General features: G+C 69.0%; 21 protein-coding genes. 7 read left to right on the top strand and 14 right to left on the bottom strand.

Annotation, left to right across the window (positions count from 1 at the left end; translation table 11 throughout):
* Positions 1 to 6: 6 nt before the first annotated feature.
* Together ACT53O_RS05450 and ACT53O_RS05445 are read right to left on the bottom strand one after the other, a co-directional pair.
* Complete coding sequence (locus tag ACT53O_RS05450; protein ID WP_294944726.1) at positions 7 to 660, bottom strand: alpha/beta hydrolase family protein; 654 nt, start codon at positions 658 to 660, stop codon at positions 7 to 9.
* A complete protein-coding gene (locus tag ACT53O_RS05445) occupies positions 660 to 1,331 on the bottom strand; it encodes a YflT domain-containing protein (RefSeq protein ID WP_036315050.1) in 672 nt (223 codons plus the stop codon). The genes ACT53O_RS05450 and ACT53O_RS05445 overlap by 1 nt, the downstream gene beginning before the upstream one ends.
* Before the next feature lie 97 nt (positions 1,332 to 1,428).
* Here ACT53O_RS05445 and ACT53O_RS05440 point away from each other — a divergent pair, with 97 nt between their 5' ends.
* The 3 genes from ACT53O_RS05440 to ACT53O_RS05430 are packed head-to-tail and all read left to right on the top strand — an operon-like array spanning position 1,429 to position 4,438.
* Positions 1,429 to 2,718: a magnesium transporter MgtE N-terminal domain-containing protein gene (locus ACT53O_RS05440; RefSeq protein WP_039415784.1), complete on the top strand. Its 1,290-nt coding sequence runs from the start codon at positions 1,429 to 1,431 to the stop codon at positions 2,716 to 2,718.
* Positions 2,718 to 3,257, top strand: coding sequence for a DUF1003 domain-containing protein (locus ACT53O_RS05435; protein WP_036315034.1), 540 nt, complete (start codon positions 2,718 to 2,720; stop codon positions 3,255 to 3,257). Before ACT53O_RS05440 ends, ACT53O_RS05435 begins: the two co-directional genes overlap by 1 nt.
* Positions 3,254 to 4,438: an Mrp/NBP35 family ATP-binding protein gene (locus ACT53O_RS05430; protein ID WP_112931282.1), complete on the top strand. Its 1,185-nt coding sequence runs from the start codon at positions 3,254 to 3,256 to the stop codon at positions 4,436 to 4,438. Before ACT53O_RS05435 ends, ACT53O_RS05430 begins: the two co-directional genes overlap by 4 nt.
* A 10-nt stretch (positions 4,439 to 4,448) precedes the next feature.
* Here the strand turns inward: ACT53O_RS05430 and ACT53O_RS05425 are convergent, their stop codons facing one another.
* A complete protein-coding gene (locus ACT53O_RS05425; protein ID WP_112931281.1) occupies positions 4,449 to 4,826 on the bottom strand; it encodes a twin-arginine translocase TatA/TatE family subunit in 378 nt (125 codons plus the stop codon).
* Positions 4,827 to 4,898: 72 nt separating this feature from the next.
* Between ACT53O_RS05425 and ACT53O_RS05420 the strand changes: the two genes are divergently transcribed.
* Positions 4,899 to 5,540, top strand: a complete 642-nt coding sequence (locus ACT53O_RS05420; protein ID WP_036315025.1) for an O-methyltransferase — start codon at positions 4,899 to 4,901, stop codon at positions 5,538 to 5,540.
* Between the two features lie 84 nt (positions 5,541 to 5,624).
* On the opposite strand, the gene ACT53O_RS05415 is transcribed toward ACT53O_RS05420, so the two are convergent.
* From ACT53O_RS05415 to dapE, 3 genes are all read right to left on the bottom strand, one after another.
* Positions 5,625 to 5,798: a DUF3117 domain-containing protein gene (locus ACT53O_RS05415; RefSeq protein WP_005053677.1), complete on the bottom strand. Its 174-nt coding sequence runs from the start codon at positions 5,796 to 5,798 to the stop codon at positions 5,625 to 5,627.
* An 88-nt stretch (positions 5,799 to 5,886) separates the two neighbouring features.
* The gene (locus ACT53O_RS05410) at positions 5,887 to 7,128 is read right to left on the bottom strand and encodes a hypothetical protein (RefSeq protein WP_476151548.1); all 1,242 of its coding nucleotides are present in this window, start codon (positions 7,126 to 7,128) and stop codon (positions 5,887 to 5,889) included.
* Positions 7,110 to 8,186, bottom strand: a complete 1,077-nt coding sequence (gene dapE / locus ACT53O_RS05405; protein WP_135949039.1) for a succinyl-diaminopimelate desuccinylase — start codon at positions 8,184 to 8,186, stop codon at positions 7,110 to 7,112. The genes ACT53O_RS05410 and dapE overlap by 19 nt, the downstream gene beginning before the upstream one ends.
* A 44-nt stretch (positions 8,187 to 8,230) precedes the next feature.
* Between dapE and dapD the strand changes: the two genes are divergently transcribed.
* The gene (gene dapD / locus ACT53O_RS05400; RefSeq protein ID WP_135949038.1) at positions 8,231 to 9,181 is read left to right on the top strand and encodes a 2,3,4,5-tetrahydropyridine-2,6-dicarboxylate N-succinyltransferase; all 951 of its coding nucleotides are present in this window, start codon (positions 8,231 to 8,233) and stop codon (positions 9,179 to 9,181) included.
* Positions 9,182 to 9,228: 47 nt separating this feature from the next.
* Positions 9,229 to 10,014 (top strand): polyphosphate kinase 2, encoded by a 786-nt coding sequence (gene ppk2, locus ACT53O_RS05395; protein ID WP_036317436.1) that lies wholly within the window; start codon positions 9,229 to 9,231, stop codon positions 10,012 to 10,014.
* 116 nt (positions 10,015 to 10,130) lie between these two features.
* On the opposite strand, the gene ddaH is transcribed toward ppk2, so the two are convergent.
* The 7 genes from ddaH to ACT53O_RS05360 all read right to left on the bottom strand — a co-directional run bounded on the left by ddaH (position 10,131) and on the right by ACT53O_RS05360 (position 15,221).
* Positions 10,131 to 10,892, bottom strand: coding sequence for a dimethylargininase (gene ddaH / locus ACT53O_RS05390; protein WP_036317434.1), 762 nt, complete (start codon positions 10,890 to 10,892; stop codon positions 10,131 to 10,133).
* A 60-nt stretch (positions 10,893 to 10,952) separates the two neighbouring features.
* A complete protein-coding gene (locus tag ACT53O_RS05385) occupies positions 10,953 to 12,248 on the bottom strand; it encodes a citrate synthase (RefSeq protein ID WP_039415799.1) in 1,296 nt (431 codons plus the stop codon).
* Positions 12,249 to 12,346: 98 nt separating this feature from the next.
* On the bottom strand, positions 12,347 to 13,456 hold the full coding sequence (gene dapC / locus ACT53O_RS05380) for a succinyldiaminopimelate transaminase (RefSeq protein WP_476151547.1): 1,110 nt from the start codon (positions 13,454 to 13,456) through the stop codon (positions 12,347 to 12,349).
* Positions 13,456 to 13,776: a ferredoxin gene (gene fdxA / locus ACT53O_RS05375; protein WP_036314968.1), complete on the bottom strand. Its 321-nt coding sequence runs from the start codon at positions 13,774 to 13,776 to the stop codon at positions 13,456 to 13,458. The genes dapC and fdxA overlap by 1 nt, the downstream gene beginning before the upstream one ends.
* A 9-nt stretch (positions 13,777 to 13,785) precedes the next feature.
* Positions 13,786 to 14,202 (bottom strand): histidinol dehydrogenase, encoded by a 417-nt coding sequence (locus ACT53O_RS05370; protein WP_112931275.1) that lies wholly within the window; start codon positions 14,200 to 14,202, stop codon positions 13,786 to 13,788.
* Positions 14,203 to 14,211: 9 nt separating this feature from the next.
* Positions 14,212 to 14,526 (bottom strand): AzlD domain-containing protein, encoded by a 315-nt coding sequence (locus ACT53O_RS05365; RefSeq protein ID WP_036314955.1) that lies wholly within the window; start codon positions 14,524 to 14,526, stop codon positions 14,212 to 14,214.
* On the bottom strand, positions 14,523 to 15,221 hold the full coding sequence (locus ACT53O_RS05360; protein ID WP_476151546.1) for an AzlC family ABC transporter permease: 699 nt from the start codon (positions 15,219 to 15,221) through the stop codon (positions 14,523 to 14,525). Before ACT53O_RS05360 ends, ACT53O_RS05365 begins: the two co-directional genes overlap by 4 nt.
* A 60-nt stretch (positions 15,222 to 15,281) precedes the next feature.
* On the opposite strand from ACT53O_RS05360, the gene ACT53O_RS05355 reads away from it, so the two are divergent.
* Entirely contained in the window at positions 15,282 to 15,623 is a 342-nt protein-coding gene (locus tag ACT53O_RS05355; RefSeq protein WP_433718362.1) for a DUF2200 domain-containing protein, read from the top strand.
* A gap of 15 nt (positions 15,624 to 15,638) precedes the next feature.
* On the opposite strand, the gene typA is transcribed toward ACT53O_RS05355, so the two are convergent.
* Positions 15,639 to 17,546 carry a translational GTPase TypA gene (typA, locus tag ACT53O_RS05350; protein ID WP_036284930.1) on the bottom strand — a complete coding sequence of 636 codons (1,908 nt, stop codon included), beginning with the start codon at positions 17,544 to 17,546 and terminating at the stop codon, positions 15,639 to 15,641.
* Between the last annotated feature and the right edge of the window lie 47 nt (positions 17,547 to 17,593).

Raw genomic sequence — 17,593 nt, 5'->3', positions numbered from 1 at the left:
CAGCGCTCACAGCCGCCGGCGCAGCCACGGGACGACGTGGTCGCTGAGCTCGCCGCCGATCCGATCGGCGGGCCGGCGGCGCCCCTTGATCTCGAAGGAGTGGGTGGCGCCGTCGATCCAGACCGTGGTGGCGTCTCGGCATCCGCTGAGCGCCTGATCGTACTGCTCACGGGGATGGATGAACGGATCGTTCGTCCCCTCGACGAACAGCTGCGGCACCGCGATCTGCGGAAGGTGCGCGGCACGCAGCTTCTCCGGAGCGCCGGGCGGATGCAGCGGATAGCCGAGGTACACCAGCGCCGCGGGCGTGATCGCCCCCTCCGCGGCCGCCATCGACGCCATGCGTCCCCCGTAGGACTTGCCCGCCGCCACGAACGGCACGCCGGGCGCCGTCTGGCGCGCTACCGCCTCGACGGCAGCCCAGGCGGCGATCGCGTGCGACGCAGGTCCCGGCATCTTGCGTCCCGCCTGCGCGTACGGAAAGGCGAAACGCACCACGCTGACGCCCTGACGCGCGCACCCCTCGCCCAGGCCGAGCAGGAAAGGATGATCCATCCCGGCCCCGGCACCGTGCGCGAGCGCCATCACCGCCCACGGGTCGACCGCCTGATGAAGAGCGGTCGAGACGACGACGGACCCCGTCGGCAGAGCGACCTCCATCACCGCTCCGGCGTTGTCGGTCCCTGTTCTCCGCCGTCGCGGACACCGGCGTCTCCGGCCGGCGGGGCGCTGGGTTGGGTCGGCACTTCCACGGGCGGCGCCAGACGTTCACCGTACTGTGGCGGATCGACGCGCTCTCCGTACTGCGGGGGTGCGCTCGTGTCCGGAGCGGGTGCGGACACCGGCGCCGAGGGCGCGCGATGGGCGGCGGCAGGCGTGACCGTTCTGCCGACGACTTCCCGGGCACGGTGGATGCTGCGCGGGAGAACGGTCACCTCGTACCGGTCGGCCAGCACCTGGGTGATCGACGTGTAGTCGCGGCGGCGGCGGACGATCGAGTACGTGATGATGCTCATGAGCATGCCGAGCGCGATGCCGACCAGCATGACGCCGATGAACAGCTGGATCGCCGCATTCGGCGTGCCGAGCACGAAGATGGCCGAGAAGAGGAGGCCGAGCAGGATGCCGTTCACGGCTCCTGAGCGCGCGGCCGCCGCGTATCCGAGACGCCCGGTGACGGTCTCGACGGAGCGCAGGCCGTGTCCGACGATCGCGATGTCCCGGGCCGGGATGTCCGCCTCCACGAGCTGAGACACCGCCTTCTGCGCCGCCGGATACGTCGCGAAGTCGGCGATCTTCTCGCCGTGTTCCTGGGGTATTCCGCCCAACATGCTCACGCATCCATCTTCGCATGAGCACGCTGTGCATCCGCCGCGGCGCGACGGACGTCTGCCCCGGGCGACAGCAGGCGCGGACTACGCTGGTCGAGTGAGTACGCAGAGGGTTTTCGTGGCACGCCTGGTGGGCTGCACCGTCTTCGACCCCGCGGGCGACCGGCTCGGCAAAGTCCGTGACGTCGTCGTCATCTATCGAAAAGACGACCCGCCGCGTGTGGTGGGCCTCGTCGTCGAGATTCCGGGGCGTCGCCACGTCTTCCTGTCGATCGGGCGCGTCACCTCGATCCAGTCCGGGCAGGTCATCACGACGGGCCTCATCAATGTCCGACGCTTCCAGCAGCGCGGTGGCGAGGTGCGCGTCATGAGCGAGCTGCTCGGTCGTCGGGTGTACTTCACCGACGGATCCGGACACGCGGTGATCGAGGACGCCGCGATCGAGCGCAACCGTCTCGGCGAGTGGGACATCGGCCAGCTCTTCCTCCGCAAGCCCAAGACCAGCGCGTCCCCCTTCGCAAAGGGACCGACCACGTTCGCGAGCTGGGGCGATGTGCGCGAACAGGCCGTACCGGGCGAGGCGCAGTCGGCCGAACAGCTCGTGGCGACCTTTTCCGAGCTCAAGCCCGCCGACCTCGCCAACACCCTGCTAGATCTGCCCGACGAGCGCCTCCTCGAGGTCGCCGAGGAGCTCTCCGACGACCGTCTCGCCGACGCGCTGGAGGAGATGCCCGAAGACGACCAGGTGCACATCCTCGAGGCTCTCGGCGACGAGCGCGCCGCCGACATCCTCGACCAGATGGAGCCGGACGACGCCGCCGACGTGCTGGCGCAGCTGCCGGAGGAGCAGCGAGAGGAGCTCCTCGAGCTCATGGAGCCGGAGGAAGCGGAGGACGTCCGCGCCCTCCTCAAGTACGGCCCCGACACGGCCGGCGGTCTCATGACGAGCGAACCGATCGTCCTGTCGGCCGACGCGACGGTCGCGGAGGCTCTCGCCCTGATCCGCCGCCACGAGCTGCACCCGGCCCTCGCCGCGGCGGTGTTCGTGACCCTTCCGCCGTATGAGACCCCGACAGGGCGACTGCTGGGCACGGTGCACTTCCAGCGGATGCTGCGGTACCCGCCGCACGAGCGGCTCGGCGCGATCATCGACGACACGCTCGATCCGGTGCCCGTCACCGCATCCGCCGCCGAAGTGGCGCGCCTGCTCGCGAGCTACAACCTCGTTTCCCTCCCCGTCGTGGATGCCGCACACCGGCTCGTCGGCGCGGTCAGTGTCGATGACGTGCTGGACTACCTGCTGCCCGAGGACTGGCGTTCGCACGACGGCGACGACGACGCACTGACCGCCCCCGCGACGACCGCGATGCTTCCGAGGAGGCCCTGATGGCGAAGGATCGCCGCACCTTCTCGCTGGATGCGCCGCGCGGCCGCGCGGGCATGCTCAGCCGCAGCCCGCAGCCCTCTCGCGACCGGTTCGGCCGCTTCTCCGAAGCCTTCGCCCGCGCGATGGGGACCTCCGGCTTCCTCATCGGCATGACCGTGTTCGTTGCGGTGTGGCTCTGGTGGAACACCGCAATGCCGCGCGAGATGCAGTTCGACGCGGCGGAGAACAACTTCACGCTGCTGACCCTGATCCTCTCGCTGCAGGCTTCGTACGCCGCGCCGCTGATCCTTCTCGCCCAGAACCGGCAGGACGACCGCGACCGCGTGCAGATCGAGCAGGATCGTCAGCGCGCAGAGCGCAACCTCGCCGACACCGAGTATCTCGCCCGCGAGGTCGTCGCCCTCCGCATGGCGATGACGGACGTCTCCGAGCACGTCGTCACCCGCGACGTGCTGCGCCAGGAGCTGAAGGCTCTGCTCGAGTCGTTGGAGGATTCCCGCGACCTGGATCGCCGCGGCGAGAGGTCCGACCAGCCGTGACGTCTGCTCCCAGCGGTTCTGAGCAGGCCACCGGCGACGACGCGCGAGCGGATGACGTGCGGCGAGCCGTCGGCGCCGTCGTCGATCCCGAGCTTCGCCGTCCCCTCGCCGAACTCGACATGATCCGCGACGTGGCGGTCACCGGCACCCGCGCGCGCGTCGAGATCGCGCTGACGATCGTGGGCTGCCCCGCCGCCGACCGCATCGAGCGGGATGTGCGCGCGGCGGCATCCACCGCCTCCGACATCTCCGATGTCGAGGTCGTCGTCGGAGTGATGTCCTCGGCACAGCGCCAGGCGCTCACCACGCGGCTGCGCGGAGATCGTGCCACGCGGACCATGCCCTTCGGGCCCGACGCCCTCACGCGCGTCATCGCGGTCACGAGCGGCAAGGGTGGCGTCGGCAAGTCCAGCATCACCGCGAACCTCGCCGTCGCCCTGGCGCAGCGCGGGCTCGCGGTCGGGTTGATCGACGCCGACGTGCACGGCTTCTCGATCCCGGGACTGCTCGGCCTCGTGGATGCCGAGGGCCGACCGCCCGCACCGACCCGCATCGACGACCTCATGCTCCCTCCCGTCGCCTTCGGCGTGAAGGCGATCTCGATCGGCATGTTCCTCCCACGCGACCAGCCCGTTTCGGCGGCCGTCGCCTGGCGCGGGCCGATGCTCCACCGCACGGTGCAGCAGTTCTTGACCGATGTGTTCTTCGGCGACCTCGACGTGCTCCTGATCGACATGCCTCCGGGGACGGGCGACGTGGCGATCTCGGTCGGGCAACTGCTGCCGCACGCCGACGTGCTCGTCGTCACGACGCCGCAGACCGCGGCATCCGACGTCGCCGTCCGCAGCGGACTGGTGGCAGCGCAGACCGGCCAGCGGGTGATCGGCGTCGTCGAGAACATGGGGGCGATGACCCTTCCCGACGGCAGCACCCTCGATCTGTTCGGAGCCGGCGGGGGCGAGGCCGTGGCCGCGTCGCTGTCGACGCCAGACCACGTCGTTCCGCTCCTCGCCTCGGTTCCGCTCAGTGTCGATCTGCGGCGCGGCGGCGACGAGGGAGCCCCCGTGGTCGTCTCGCGACCCGATGATGCGGCCGCACGCGCGATCGCCGCGCTGGCGGAGCGGATCGCGACGACGCCCCGCGGGCTGGCCCGCAGGTCGCTGCCGGTCACGCCGCGCTGACGTCGGCCGCTCAGGTCGCTTCGTCGTCGAACGGGACCTCACCGTTCGGATCGAACGTCGACAGCGGCGGCGCGGGCGCGGTGGCCGCGATCGCCGTGCCGACGGCCGCGGCACGGACCGTGGGAACGGGCGCGTCGTCGAGGAGGGCGTCGCGGATGATGCGCCGCGGGTCGTACTGACGCGGGTCGAGACGGCGCCACTCCACGTCGTCGAAGTCGTCGCCGAGTTCCTCCTTCACGCGCGTCTTGGCTCCGCTGAGCCACTCACGCGCGCGCACGGTGAACCTCGCGAGGGTCTCCGCATACTGCGGCAGCCGCTCGGGTCCGACCAGGAGGGCGGCCACGATCAGGAGCAGGACGAGCTTGTCCCAGTCGAGGCCGAAGAACATGCCTCCAGGTTACCCGTGCGCCTGCCGGAAACGACGCCGAGCGCCCCGTACGCTGGGGACTGGAGGAACCACATGGCCGATCAGGACGCGATCCGCAGGTACGTCGACGACGTCACCGTCGAACCCGAAGCGATCGAGCGCGCCCGTGCGCACGCGCTCGAGCTGGGTGCGGATCCGATCAGCCCGGCGGTGGGCGCCCAGATCGCCGTGATCGCCGCAGCGACCGCGGCGCTGAACGTCGTCGAGATCGGCACGGGTGCGGGGGTGTCGGGCCTGTGGCTGCTGCACGGTGCGCCCCGCGCGACACTCACGACCATCGACAAGGAGCCCGAGCATCTGGCGGCGGCACGAACGGCATTCGCCGACGCGAAGGTACCGCCGGCTCGCGCCCGCTTCATCACCGGCCGCGCCAGCGACGTGCTGCCCCGGATGAACGAGGCGTCCTACGACATCGTGCTCGTGGATGCCGATCCCGAGAGCGTCATCGACCACGTCGAGCACGGCCTGCGGCTGGTCCGCGCGGGCGGCACCGTCCTCATTCCGCGGGTGCTGTCCGGGGGCGCGATCGCAGACCCGGTGCGCCGCGATCCCGTGACGACCGCGTTTCGCACGCTGATCCAGGAGACACAGGCCTCGCCCGCGGTTCTCGGTGCGCTCTCCATCGTGGGCGAAGGGCTTCTGCAGCTGACCACCGTCGCCCCGGATCTGCGCTGAACGCTGGCTGAGGGCTGTCGGCGGCGCACCGCAGGGTACGGAAAAGGGCCGGTCCGAGGACCGACCCTTTCACGTGCGAGATCGTCAGGCTGCGCCGACCACGTCGCCGAGCACGCCGTGAAGTTCCTTGGCCTCTTCGTCATTGACAGAGACGACGAGTCGTCCGCCGCCCTCGAGGGGAACACGCACGATGATGAGGCGCCCCTCCTTCACGGCCTCCATCGGTCCGTCACCGGTTCGCGGCTTCATGGCTGCCATCGCGGGCTCCTTTTCGTCGTCGGACTACCTGTCAAGTTTATCGGTATGCCGAGACACCGGCCGCACGCGGCGTGCCGGAGGGTCGTCTTCAGGGAATCTGGGTGTACGAGTTGCCCAACGCCAGCATCTGGTAGATCCACCACCACTGGCCGATGAGCCCGACGACGAGCATCCCCCACCGCCAGAGAGCGTGCCGCGGGGCGGCGATGGCCCCGTAGAGCGGCGCGAGAGGCAGAAGGAGGCGGAAGATGCTCGACTGCGGAAAGAACACGACCAGCAGATACAGCACGTAACTCGCGGACCAGAGTCGCATTTCGGGGCCGAGTCGCCGCACGTGCGGCTCGAACGCGATCACGGCCACGACGGCCAGCACGGCCACCGCGAGGGCGACGTATGCCGCGATCTCGGGGAGGCCCCACAGGCGGAACCACAGCGCCGCCCCCTGCACGAACCCGTCGAACGGCACGAAGCCGCCCTCGCCGATCCACCCGCGCCGCCACGACAGCTCGGTCTCCATGTAGGCGGCGGGATCCCCCGTGACGATGCCCGCGATCACCTGCCATGAGAAGCCGACCGCCACGGCGAGAACGCCGAGCGCCACGATGTGCATCACCTGCGCCGGCGGCAGCGGGTCGTCGCGCCGGCGCACCCATCGCATGACGCCGTAGGCACCGAGCAGGAGCCCGAACGCCAGCACGCCGGGTCTCGTGTATCCCATGACGACGATCAACGGGTACAGCCACACGAACCGGCGCCGCAGCAGAAGCCGCAGGGCGAGGAACAGCCAGAGCAGGAACAGCGACTCGGCGTAGCCCATCTGGAACAGCGCCGCGAGGGGCGATGCCGCCAGCAGCGCGACCGCCCACAGCGCCGCATCCGCCTCGAGCTTCTCTCGGAGGAGATGGAAGAACGCGAGGCACGCTCCGTATCCGGCGACGATGGCGAGGACCACAGCGGCGAGAGGGTAGTTGCCCGCGAACACCACCGACAAGACCCGCGTCAACGCCGGATAGACGGGCATGAACGCCCACGCGTTCTGCGTCACCGCGCCGGTCGCGTCGACGGGAAGGTGCGTGGGGTAGCCGGCGCTGCCGACGACCCAGTACCACTGGGCATCCCATCCCATCGACAGGGTTCCGATCGTCGCATCCGCGCCGAAGCGCGAGGTCGGGCCGGACAGCTCGGCCGCGACGAGCAGGAAGCCGGTGGTGACCACGCGGGCCGCGAGGTAGACGACGGCGACCGCGACGGCGGGGCGCAGGACGAGCAGCCGCCCGAGCGGACCTGTCCCTCGCAGCGGCGCGGCGGCGGTCAGCGCCCGTTCAGCCATGCCCTCAGGCTCCGCTCGACGTCCTCGATCTGGACGAGCGGCACCCGCTCTTCGTCATGGTGGGCCAGGAGCGGGTCGCCGGGTCCGTAGTTGACAGCGGGCACGCCCAGCGCCGAGAAACGCGCAACGTCCGTCCAGCCATATTTCGGGCGGGCCTCGGCACCCACCGCGGCGAGGAACTCCTGTGCGAGCGGTGCGTCCAGTCCCGGCCGGGCGCCGGCTGCGGCATCCACCACCTCGACATCGAATCCGTCCAGCACACGGCGCACGTGGGCTTCGGCGTCGGCAACGCTGCGGCTGGGAGCGAAACGGAAGTTGACCTCCACCTCGCAGAGGTCGGGGATGACGTTGCCCGCGACGCCGCCCGAGATGCGCACCGCGTTCAGCCCTTCGCGATACACGAGGCCGTCGACGTCGATCTCGCGGGGTCGATACTCGGCCAGGCGCGCAAGGATCGGCGCCGCTGCGTGGATGGCGTTCTCCCCCATCCACGAGCGGGCGCTGTGGGCACGGACCCCTCGCGTGCGGGCGACGGCGCGCAGGGTGCCGTTGCACCCGCCCTCCACCTGACCGTTGGACGGCTCTCCGAGAATCGCGAAGTCGGCGGCGAACAGATCGGGGCGCGACCGCGCGAGACGCGTGAGGCCGTTCAGATCCGACGCGACCTCCTCGTTGTCGTACCAGAGCCATGTAATGTCGACTCGAGGTTCGACCAGCTCGGCGGCCAGCTTCAGCTGCACCGCCGTGCCCCCTTTCATGTCCACGGTCCCCCGACCCCAGAGGAAGGCTTCGCCGTCGATCTCGATGTCGCGGGTCGGCAGGTTGGCGTTGATCGGCACCGTGTCGATGTGACCCGCGATCGCCACGCGCTGCGCGCGCCCGAGGTGGGTGCGCGCGACGATCGTGTCGCCGTCGCGGTAGACGTCGAGGTGCTCCAACGGCGAGATCGCCGCGAAGATCGCGTCGGCGAGTGTCGTCTCGTCGCCCGACACGCTCGGGACGTCACAGAGTGCTCGGGTCAGGTCGACGGAGGATGCGGTGAGGTCGAGCACGGGCATGGGGCGAGTCTATCGAGGGGTCCGCCTTCGATAGCCTGGAGGGCATGAGCGAACAGCGGACGGTATGGGGCATCGGCCTCGCGACGACGAGCGAGAACGGCACGATCCTGGACAGCTGGTTTCCGGTGGTGCACACCGGCGCCCCCGACGACGCCGACACGGCCGCCACGCCGGCTTGGGCCGAGTATGCGGGCCACGACGCACGTCGCGCGGTGAACGTCGACATCGTCACGGTCACGATCGACCTCGACGCCGCCCCGGAGTCCACCCCCGACGCCTACCTCCGCCTGCACGCACTGTCGCACCGCATCGTCCGCCCCAACGAGCTCAACCTCGACGGCATCTTCGCCCACCTTCCCATCGTCGCGTGGACGACGGCGGGCGCCATGCACCCCGACGACGCGGAACGCCTGCGCCCGGCCCTGCAGCGCGCCGGCATCCAGGTGCACAGCCTCGACAAGTTCCCGCGCCTGCTCGACTTCGTCACCCCTCCGGGAGTGCGCATCGCCGACGCCTCGCGCGTGCGCTTGGGCGCCTACCTCTCCCCCGGCACGACGGTCATGCACGAGGGCTTCGTGAACTTCAACGCCGGCACGCTGGGCTCCTCGATGGTGGAAGGTCGTGTGTCTCAGGGCGTCGTCGTCGGCGACGGCTCCGACATCGGCGGCGGCGCGTCGATCATGGGCACGCTGTCCGGCGGCGGCACGCATCGCGTGTCAATCGGAGCCCGCACGCTCCTCGGCGCGAACGCCGGCATCGGCATCTCCCTCGGCGACGACTGCATCGTCGAGGCCGGCCTCTACGTCACCGCCGGATCCAAGATCGTGCTTCCGAACGAGCCCCCTCTGCACGATGGATCGCGCCCGGTTGTCAAGGGCGCTCAGCTTTCGGGTCAGAACAGTCTGCTCTTCCGTCGGAACTCGCTCACGGGAGCCGTCGAAGCGGTCCGTCGCGAAGGTGTCGGGGTGACGCTGAACGAGGCGCTGCACGCCTGAACGACCCGGGAGGCGAGGACGGATAGCATCTGGTCATGAGCGACCGGATGCCGAAGAAGACGTACGAACGCGAGTTGAAGCGGCTGCAGGCGCAGTTGGTCGACATGCAGGCGTGGGTGCAGAGCACCGGATCACGCATCGTGGTCATCTTCGAAGGGCGAGACGCAGCCGGAAAGGGCTCGACGATCAGTCGCGTCTCGCAGTACCTGAATCCTCGCGTCACACGCGTCGTCGCCCTTCCCACTCCGACCGAGCGCGAGAAGAGCGAGTGGTACTTCCAGCGCTACATCGCCCACCTTCCCGCGGCGGGCGAGATCGTGCTGATGGACCGGTCCTGGTACAACCGCGCCGGTGTCGAGCATGTGATGGGTTACTGCACGAACGCCGAATACCACCGGTTTCTGCATCAGGTGCCCATCTTCGAACGCATGCTGGTGGAAGACGGCATCCTGCTGAAGAAGTACTGGTTCAGTGTGTCGGACGTCGAACAGGAGAAGCGGTTCCGCTCTCGCAACGACGACCCGATGCGACGCTGGAAGCTCTCCCCCAACGACGTCCTCTCGATCACCAAGTGGGAGGACTACTCACGCGCGAAGGACACCATGTTCGTGCACACCGATATTCCGGAATCGCCCTGGTTCGAGGTCGACAACGAGGACAAGCGCCGCGGACGCATCAACATGATCCACCATCTGCTCTCGCAGATTCCCTATGAAGAGGTCGAGCGCGCGCCGATCGCGATCCCAGCCCGCCCGGCATCCGGTGGTTACGAACGCCCGCCGCGGGAGCTGCAGAACTACGTCCCCGACTACGCGGCGACGCTCGCGGACTGATCACGGCCGCAGAAGCGGAGATCAGCAACAGAATCGGATGCCGCGCCCCCCGCGATCCGCATCCGTTGCGTTGGTCCGCGTCCGCTGCGGCACGAGCCGGACGCCGGTCGGAGAACTCAGTCGCGGATGCGCACCGACAGACAGGTGACGCAGCCCTCGAGCTTCTCGAACTCGGTGATCGGGGTCGCGACGACGCGGAGCCCACGCGCCTCGTAGCGGGCGGCGGTCTCGGGGGCGTCGGAGGACATCAGCACCTCGTCGGGGCCAAGGACGACGACCGCCGTACCGTGCTCCTCGGGCACGCTCTCGAACGTCGGGAACGCGGCCGGGTCGTCGACCAGGGGCTCGAAACCGACGACGGTCCCGTCGGGCAACGCCGTCACACCGCTCTTCAGGTGTAGGACGCGTTCGACGGGGACCGCGACGACCTGCCATCCGCGCGGAGCAAGCAGTGCGGTCAGTTGAGCGATACCGTCGGCGTTCGTGCGCGATGAGGCACCGACATACACGGTCGAGCCGATCTTCAGAACGTCGCCCCCGTCGAGGGTGCCGGGGGCGACGATCTCGGCCACCTCGAGGCCGGTGGCGGCCACGGCCTCCCGCACCGTCGGAGCCTCCCCCCGACGTGACTCGGCTCCCGCGCGGCAGAGGACCGCAAGATCTCCGAACACGACGACGGCGTCCTCGACGAACACGCCGTCGGGTTGTTCATCGGCCGCATCGATCTGAATGATCTCCCACCCGCGGGTGCGGAAGACGTCGACGTAGGCCTCCCACTGACGTTGGGCGAGATCGGGATCGACCGAGGTCCTCCCGATGTGGGTCACCTCGCCGTCGGCGAGGCGCGGAGACGGACGACGAACGAGCAGACGCGACATGGCTCGACCCTAGCGGATCGGCCCGCCACGCCTCGCACGGGATGCCGGGTGCTGCGCCGGTCAGACGGACCCGGGGTAGGTGCGCTCGCCGGCGCCTACGTACAGCTGCTGAGGACGTCCGATCTTCGTCTGCGGGTCGTACTGCATCTCGCGCCAGTGCGCCAGCCAGCCGGGCAGGCGACCGATCGCGAACAGTGGCGTGAACATCCGCGTGGGAAAGCCCATGGCCTTGTAGATCACGCCGGTGTAGAAGTCGACGTTGGGGTAGAGGCGACGCTCCTTGAAGTAGTCGTCCTCGAGGGCGACCTGCTCCAGTTCCTGCGCGAGATCCAGCAGCGGATCGTGGACGCCCAGCTCGGCGAGAATCTCGTCCGCCGACTCCTTGACGAGCTTCGCGCGCGGATCGTAGTTCTTATAGACGCGGTGGCCGAAGCCCATGAGCTTGACCCCGTCCTCCTTGTTCTTCACCCGCTCGACGAAGCGCTGCACACTCTCCCCGGAGTCCTGGATGCGCGCGAGCATGTCGAGCACGGCTTCGTTCGCCCCGCCGTGCAACGGCCCGTAGAGGGCGTTGATGCCGGCGGAGATCGAGGAGAACTGGTTCGCGCCGGTCGATCCGACCAAGCGCACCGTCGAGGTCGACGCGTTCTGCTCATGGTCCTCATGCAGGATCAGCAGACGCTCGAGTGCGCGCGACGTCACCGGGTTCACCTGGTACGTCTCGGCGAGGTTGCCGAAGTTCAGCCGTAGGAAGTTGTCGACGAAGCTCAGCGAGTTGTCCGGGTAGAGGAACGCCTGCCCGATGCTCTTCTTGTGGGCATACGCCGCGATGACCGGGAGCTTCGCCAGCAGTCGAATGGTGTTGAGCTCGACGTGCTCCGGATTGTTGGGGTCGGACTGACCCTCGTAGTACGTGGACAGCGCCGCCGTCGCGGCCGAGAGTACCGACATCGGGTGAGCAGTGTGCGGAAGCGACGAGAAGAAGCGTTTGAGGTCCTCGTGCAGCAGCGTGTGGTGCCGGATCTTGTCGTCCCACTCCCCCAGTTCATCGGCTGTGGGAAGCTCGCCGTACAGCAGCAGCCACGCCACCTCGAGGTAGGTGCTGTTCTTCGCGAGCTGCTCGATCGGGTAACCGCGATAGCGCAGGATGCCCTGATCGCCGTCGATGAAAGTGATCGCCGACTTGGTCGCCGCGGTGTTCACGAAGCCGTAGTCCAGGCTCGTGTAACCCGTCTGTTTCGTGAAGGTCGAGAAGTCGACACTGGGTGCGCCGGCGGTGCCGGAGAGAATCGGCAGTTCGGCGGTGCGGTCACCGACGGTGACGGTGGCCTTCTGGGGGTGTCCCGCGTCGCTCACGAAGCCTCCTTGCGGTGGGTGGGGTCTTTTACAGCCTACTGGGCGCGCGGTCCAACGCAGATCGCGCGCAAAGGAACGGGCAATTCGTAGGAGGAAACCTACGAGACGGTCACCAGGCGCTCCGCTGCTGCAGCGATCCGCTCATCGGTCGCCGTCAAGGAGAAGCGGACGTGCTCGGGGAAGTGCTGCCCATAGAAGTGTCCCGGCCCGGCCAGGATGCCGAGATCGGCCAGGCGGTCCATGGTCTTCCAGGCATCGACGCCTTCGGTGGCCCAGAGGTAGAGGCCGCCCTCGGAGTTGTCGATGCGAAATCCCGCTTCCACGAGTGCCGGCCGGAGAACCTCACGCCGGGCGCGATAGCGCTCGCGCTGCGCAGCCACGTGTGCATCGTCTGCCAGCGCCGCCGTCATGGCACTCTGCACAGGACCGGGAAGCATGAGACCGAGGTGCTTGCGCGTCGTCAGCAGGCGCGACACCAGATCGCCGTCACCGGCGAGGAACGCGGCACGGTACCCCGCGAGGTTCGACTGCTTGCTGAGCGAGTACACCGAAAGCACGTCGCGCCGGTCGTCTCCGACGACGCGCGGATCGAGGATGCTGGGGATCGGCGCGTGGGCCCAGGGCCCCTCCCAGCCGAGTTCCGCGTAGCACTCATCGCTGACGATCACGGCGCCGAGCTCCCGTGCACGCGCGACGGCGGCACGGAGTTCGTGGACGTCGAGCACCCGCCCGTCGGGGTTTCCCGGAGTGTTCAGCCAGACCAGGCGCGTGCCCACCGGCCACTGCGCGGGATCGTCGGCGGCGAACGGGGTCGCACCCACCAGCTTGGCCCCCACCTCGTAGGTGGGATAGGCGGCCCGCGGGTGCACGACGATGTCTCCGGCGGACAGGTCGAGCAGCAACGGGAGGAGGGCGACGAGTTCCTTCGAACCGACCGTCGGCAGGACCTCGTCGACGCTCAGACCGGGAACCCCGCGGCGGCGGTCGTACCACGCGGTGATGGCGCCGCGCAGCGCCGCGGTGCCGACCGTCTGCGGATAGGCGTGAGCATCCGTCGCGGCACGCAGCGCCTCGGCGACGACATCCGGCGTCGGATCGACGGGAGACCCGATGGACAGATCCACGATGCCCCCCGGGTGCGACCGCGCTCGCGCAGCGAAGGGAGCGACGGCATCCCAGGGATAGTCGTCGAGATCGCGGACGGCCATCAGTGCGACTGCGGAGGAAGCGCGGAAATCACGGGGTGATCCTTGGCGATCACACCGACCTTGGCGGCACCGCCGGGCGAGCCGATGTCCTCGAAGAACTCGACGTTGGCGGTGTAGTAGTCCTGCCATTCGGCCGGCAGGTCGTCCTCGTAGTAGATCGCCTCCACGGGGCAGACCGGCTCACACGCGCCGCAGTCCACGCACTCGTCAGGGTGGATGTAGAGCGAGCGCTCGCCCTCGTAGATGCAGTCGACGGGGCATTCATCGATGCAAGCACGGTCCTTCACATCCACGCAGGGCAACGCGATCACATATGTCACGTGTCGAGTCTAGTTCGTGCTCGCCGGGTCATCGTCGAGCGACGACGCTCCGGAGGCCGACGCCCGAGGCGCCAGGCGCGGCCAGGCCACGACGATGGCCACCATCACCGGAACGGCCAGCGTCCAGATCACTCCCGTGGAGATCTCACCATCGGCGGGAGCGGGCACGACGACCGACCCGCCCGGGCCCCGCCCCGAGAGCACCAACGTCGTCAGCATGACACCGAGACCGGTCGCCAACCCCGCCCAGCGGTCGCCGGTCAGCAGTCGTACCGCGAGCAGCAGGGCACCGGTGCCGGCGACGGCCACGATCAGCCCCAGTGGGATAACCCCCCACTGTGCGGACTGACCGATGGTCCCGGCAGCTCCATAGAGGAGGCCGATCACCGCGGCGACGGCCCAGCTCCCGATCCGTGCGATTCTCACGCCGTGATTCTACGTCGCCCATCCCAGCGCCCGGAGCGCGGCCGCAACGACCGCTGCCGCCACCACGACGACGAGGAAGGGGGCGCGGAGCGTCAGCAGCCCCGCGGCGACGAAGATCGCCGGCACGCGCGCGTCGGCGACGATCTGCGGGCCGGCGCCCAGCGTCTGCACGGCGACCAGTGCGGCCAGCAGCGCGACCGTCAGCAGGTCGATCGAGCGTTCCGCGCGAGCCGAGCCGAACCATCGCGCGGGAATCGCGTACCCGAGGGCTTTCAGCGCCAGGCACGCGAGCGACGCCGCCAGCACGGCCGTCCACATCGTCATGATGCGCGGCCCGCGAACACGTTGGTCCACCCGACGGCGAGGGCGACCACGGCGGCGACCAGCACGGGTACGCCGGGCATGAGGACGGGCGTGAGAACCGTGGCGACGACCGCGGCGGCGACGCCGACGGCAATCGCCTGACGGCGACGCAGACGCGGCCACAGCAGCGCAAGGAAGGCCGCAGCCGCGGCCGCGTCCAGCCCGTAGACACGAGGATCGCCGAGGACGTCGCCGAGCAGCGCACCACCCAGCGTCGAGAGGTTCCATCCGACGTAGATGCCGACGCCCGTGATCCAGAAGCCCGCACGCCGCGCCGCAGGATCGCTGTGGGCCAGCGCCACCGCCGTCGACTCGTCGATCGTGACGTGGGGCGCCACGAGACGGCGCCAGCCGCGCCCGACCACCGGAGCCATGCGCAGCCCGTAGGCGACGTTGCGGACGCCGAGCAACGCGGCGGAGGCGATCGCCGCGGGCGCGGCGGCGATGCCTCCCGCGCCGATGACACCGACGAACGCGAACTGCGATCCCCCCGTGAACATGAGCAGGCTCAGCACGCACGTCTGCCAGACGTCGAGGCCGGACGCCACAGCCAGAGCGCCGAACGAGACACCGTATGCGCTCGTCGCGACGGCGACGCCGACGGCCTCGCGCCGCGCGCGACGCACGGCCTCTCGGGCCTCAGCTGCGGCATCCATGCCCACCATCCTGACAGTTCGTCTGCCCGCGAACGCCTCCGGGCGAGTAGGGTGCCCGTCATGGAGCGGATCTTCGACATGCCCGTCGCCCGCGTCTACCCGCTCTACGTCCAGAAGGTGCAGCGTAAGGGCCGCTCAGCGGACCACGTCGAGGCCGTCACACGATGGCTGACGGGATACAGCGCCCAGGAACTCGCGGATCACCTCGCCGCGCAGACGAACTTCCGTGACTTCTTCGCGGGTGCGCGTCTGCATCCCGGCGCCGCGCAGATCACGGGTGTGATCTGCGGTGTGCGAGTGGAGCAGATCGCAGATCCGTTGATGCAGAAGATCCGCTACCTGGACAAACTCGTCGACGAGGTCGCGCGAGGTCGCCCGCTCGAGAAGATTCTGCGGGCATGAGACTTCCCGCGGCGCTCAGCCGTCCTGACGCTTCGCGCGCGAGGCGGCGCGGCCGCGCTCGGTCGCGTCGAGCACGACCTTGCGGATGCGCACCTTCTCGGGGGTCACCTCGACGCATTCGTCGTCGCGCGCGAACTCGAGCGACTCCTCCAGCGTGAGCACGCGCGGCGGCGTCATCGACTCGAAGGAGTCGGACGTCGACGAGCGCATGTTCGTCAGCTTCTTCTCCTTCGTGATGTTGACGTCCATGTCGTCGGCGCGCGAGTTCTCGCCGATGACCATGCCCTCGTAGACCTCTTCGGTCGGCTGTACGAAGAAGCTCATGCGCTCCTGCAGCGCGATCATGGCGAACGGTGTCACGACACCCTGACGGTCGGCGACGATCGACCCGTTCTGGCGGGTGGTGATCTGCCCCGCCCAGTCGTCGTAGCCGTGCGAGATCGCGTTCGCGATGCCGGTGCCGCGGGTGATGGTCAGGAACTCGCTGCGGAAGCCGATCAGACCGCGCGAGGGGACGACGAACTCCATGCGCACCCAGCCGGTGCCGTGGTTGGTCATGGTGTCCATGCGGCCCTTGCGAGCGGCCATCAGCTGCGTGATGGCACCGAGGTGCTCTTCGGGGGCGTCGATCGTGAGGTGCTCGAACGGCTCCTTGACCTTGCCGTCCTCGCCGCGCTTGGTGACGACCTGCGGCTTGCCGACGGTCAGCTCGAAGCCTTCACGGCGCATGTTCTCGACGAGGATCGCCAGGGCGAGCTCACCGCGACCCTGCACCTCCCAGGCGTCGGGGCGTCCGATGTCGACGACCTTCAGCGAGACGTTGCCGATCAGCTCCCGATCGAGACGGTCCTTGACCATGCGCGCCGTGAGCTTGTGACCCTTCACCTTGCCCATGAGGGGCGAGGTGTTGGTGCCGATCGTCATCGAGATGGCCGGGTCATCGACCGTGATCGCGGGCAGCGGCCGCACGTCTTCGGGGTCGGCGATCGTCTCGCCGATCGTGATGTCCTCGATGCCGGCGATGGCGACGATGTCACCGGGGCCGGCAGATTCGGCCGGGTAGCGCTCGAGAGCACGGGTCTTGAGCAGCTCGGTGATGCGCGCGTTGGTGTGCGAGCCGTCGTGACGCACCCAGGCGACGGTCTGCCCCTTCTTCAGCGTGCCGTTGAAGACACGGAGCAGGGCCAGACGGCCGAGGAACGGCGAGGAATCGAGGTTGGTGACCCAGGCCTGCAGCGGCGCCTCGTCGTCGTAGGCGGGAGCGGGGACGTGCTCGAGGATGGCCTCGAACAGGGGCTCGAGGTCCTCGTTGTCGGGCAGCTCGCCGTTGGCGGGCCGGTTGCGAGACGCGGCGCCGGCGCGACCGGACGCGTAGACGACCGGCACGTCCAGGAGAGCATCGACGTCGAGGTCGGGCACGTCGTCGACGAGGTCGCCGGCCAGACCCAGCAGCAGGTCGTGGGCCTCCTCCTCGACCTCCGCGATCCGGGCGTCGGGACGGTCGGTCTTGTTGACCAGCAGGATCACGGGCAGCTTCGCCTCCAGCGCCTTGCGCAACACGAAGCGGGTCTGCGGCAACGGACCCTCCGACGCGTCGACCAGCAGCACGACACCGTCGACCATCGAGAGGCCGCGCTCGACCTCGCCGCCGAAGTCGGCGTGCCCGGGGGTGTCGATGACGTTGATCGTCACCGGAACCTCGGTGTGGATGCCGTTGTAGGTGATCGCCGTGTTCTTGGCGAGGATCGTGATGCCCTTCTCACGCTCCAGGTCGTTCGAGTCCATGGCGCGCTCTTCGACGTGCGCATGCTCACCGAAGGAACCGGTCTGACGGAGCATCGCGTCCACGAGCGTGGTCTTGCCGTGGTCGACGTGCGCGACGATCGCGACGTTACGGAGATCCGGACGGAGGGCGTGCGCCATGAAATGACCTAACGAGAAAGGGAGACGCTCCGAGCAGAGCGCCTCCC

The sequence above is a fragment of the Microbacterium sp. DMC48 genome (assembly GCF_056313825.1).
This window is presented reverse-complemented; position numbering and strand designations above follow the sequence as displayed.

Excerpts from the sequence above, each read along its gene's own strand:
- ACT53O_RS05450 (WP_294944726.1), bottom strand. The coding sequence starts at position 660 with ATGGAGGTCGCTCTGCCGACGGGGTCCGTCGTCGTCTCGACCGCTCTT.
- ACT53O_RS05445 (WP_036315050.1), bottom strand. The coding sequence starts at position 1,331 with ATGTTGGGCGGAATACCCCAGGAACACGGCGAGAAGATCGCCGACTTC.
- ACT53O_RS05435 (WP_036315034.1), top strand. The coding sequence starts at position 2,718 with ATGGCGAAGGATCGCCGCACCTTCTCGCTGGATGCGCCGCGCGGCCGC.
- ACT53O_RS05425 (WP_112931281.1), bottom strand. The coding sequence starts at position 4,826 with ATGTTCTTCGGCCTCGACTGGGACAAGCTCGTCCTGCTCCTGATCGTG.
- ACT53O_RS05420 (WP_036315025.1), top strand. The coding sequence starts at position 4,899 with ATGGCCGATCAGGACGCGATCCGCAGGTACGTCGACGACGTCACCGTC.
- ACT53O_RS05415 (WP_005053677.1), bottom strand. The coding sequence starts at position 5,798 with ATGGCAGCCATGAAGCCGCGAACCGGTGACGGACCGATGGAGGCCGTG.
- ACT53O_RS05410 (WP_476151548.1), bottom strand. The coding sequence starts at position 7,128 with ATGGCTGAACGGGCGCTGACCGCCGCCGCGCCGCTGCGAGGGACAGGT.
- dapE (WP_135949039.1), bottom strand. The coding sequence starts at position 8,186 with ATGCCCGTGCTCGACCTCACCGCATCCTCCGTCGACCTGACCCGAGCA.
- dapD (WP_135949038.1), top strand. The coding sequence starts at position 8,231 with ATGAGCGAACAGCGGACGGTATGGGGCATCGGCCTCGCGACGACGAGC.
- ppk2 (WP_036317436.1), top strand. The coding sequence starts at position 9,229 with ATGCCGAAGAAGACGTACGAACGCGAGTTGAAGCGGCTGCAGGCGCAG.
- ddaH (WP_036317434.1), bottom strand. The coding sequence starts at position 10,892 with ATGTCGCGTCTGCTCGTTCGTCGTCCGTCTCCGCGCCTCGCCGACGGC.
- dapC (WP_476151547.1), bottom strand. The coding sequence starts at position 13,456 with ATGGCCGTCCGCGATCTCGACGACTATCCCTGGGATGCCGTCGCTCCC.
- ACT53O_RS05365 (WP_036314955.1), bottom strand. The coding sequence starts at position 14,526 with ATGACGATGTGGACGGCCGTGCTGGCGGCGTCGCTCGCGTGCCTGGCG.
- ACT53O_RS05360 (WP_476151546.1), bottom strand. The coding sequence starts at position 15,221 with ATGGATGCCGCAGCTGAGGCCCGAGAGGCCGTGCGTCGCGCGCGGCGC.
- ACT53O_RS05355 (WP_433718362.1), top strand. The coding sequence starts at position 15,282 with ATGGAGCGGATCTTCGACATGCCCGTCGCCCGCGTCTACCCGCTCTAC.
- typA (WP_036284930.1), bottom strand. The coding sequence starts at position 17,546 with ATGGCGCACGCCCTCCGTCCGGATCTCCGTAACGTCGCGATCGTCGCG.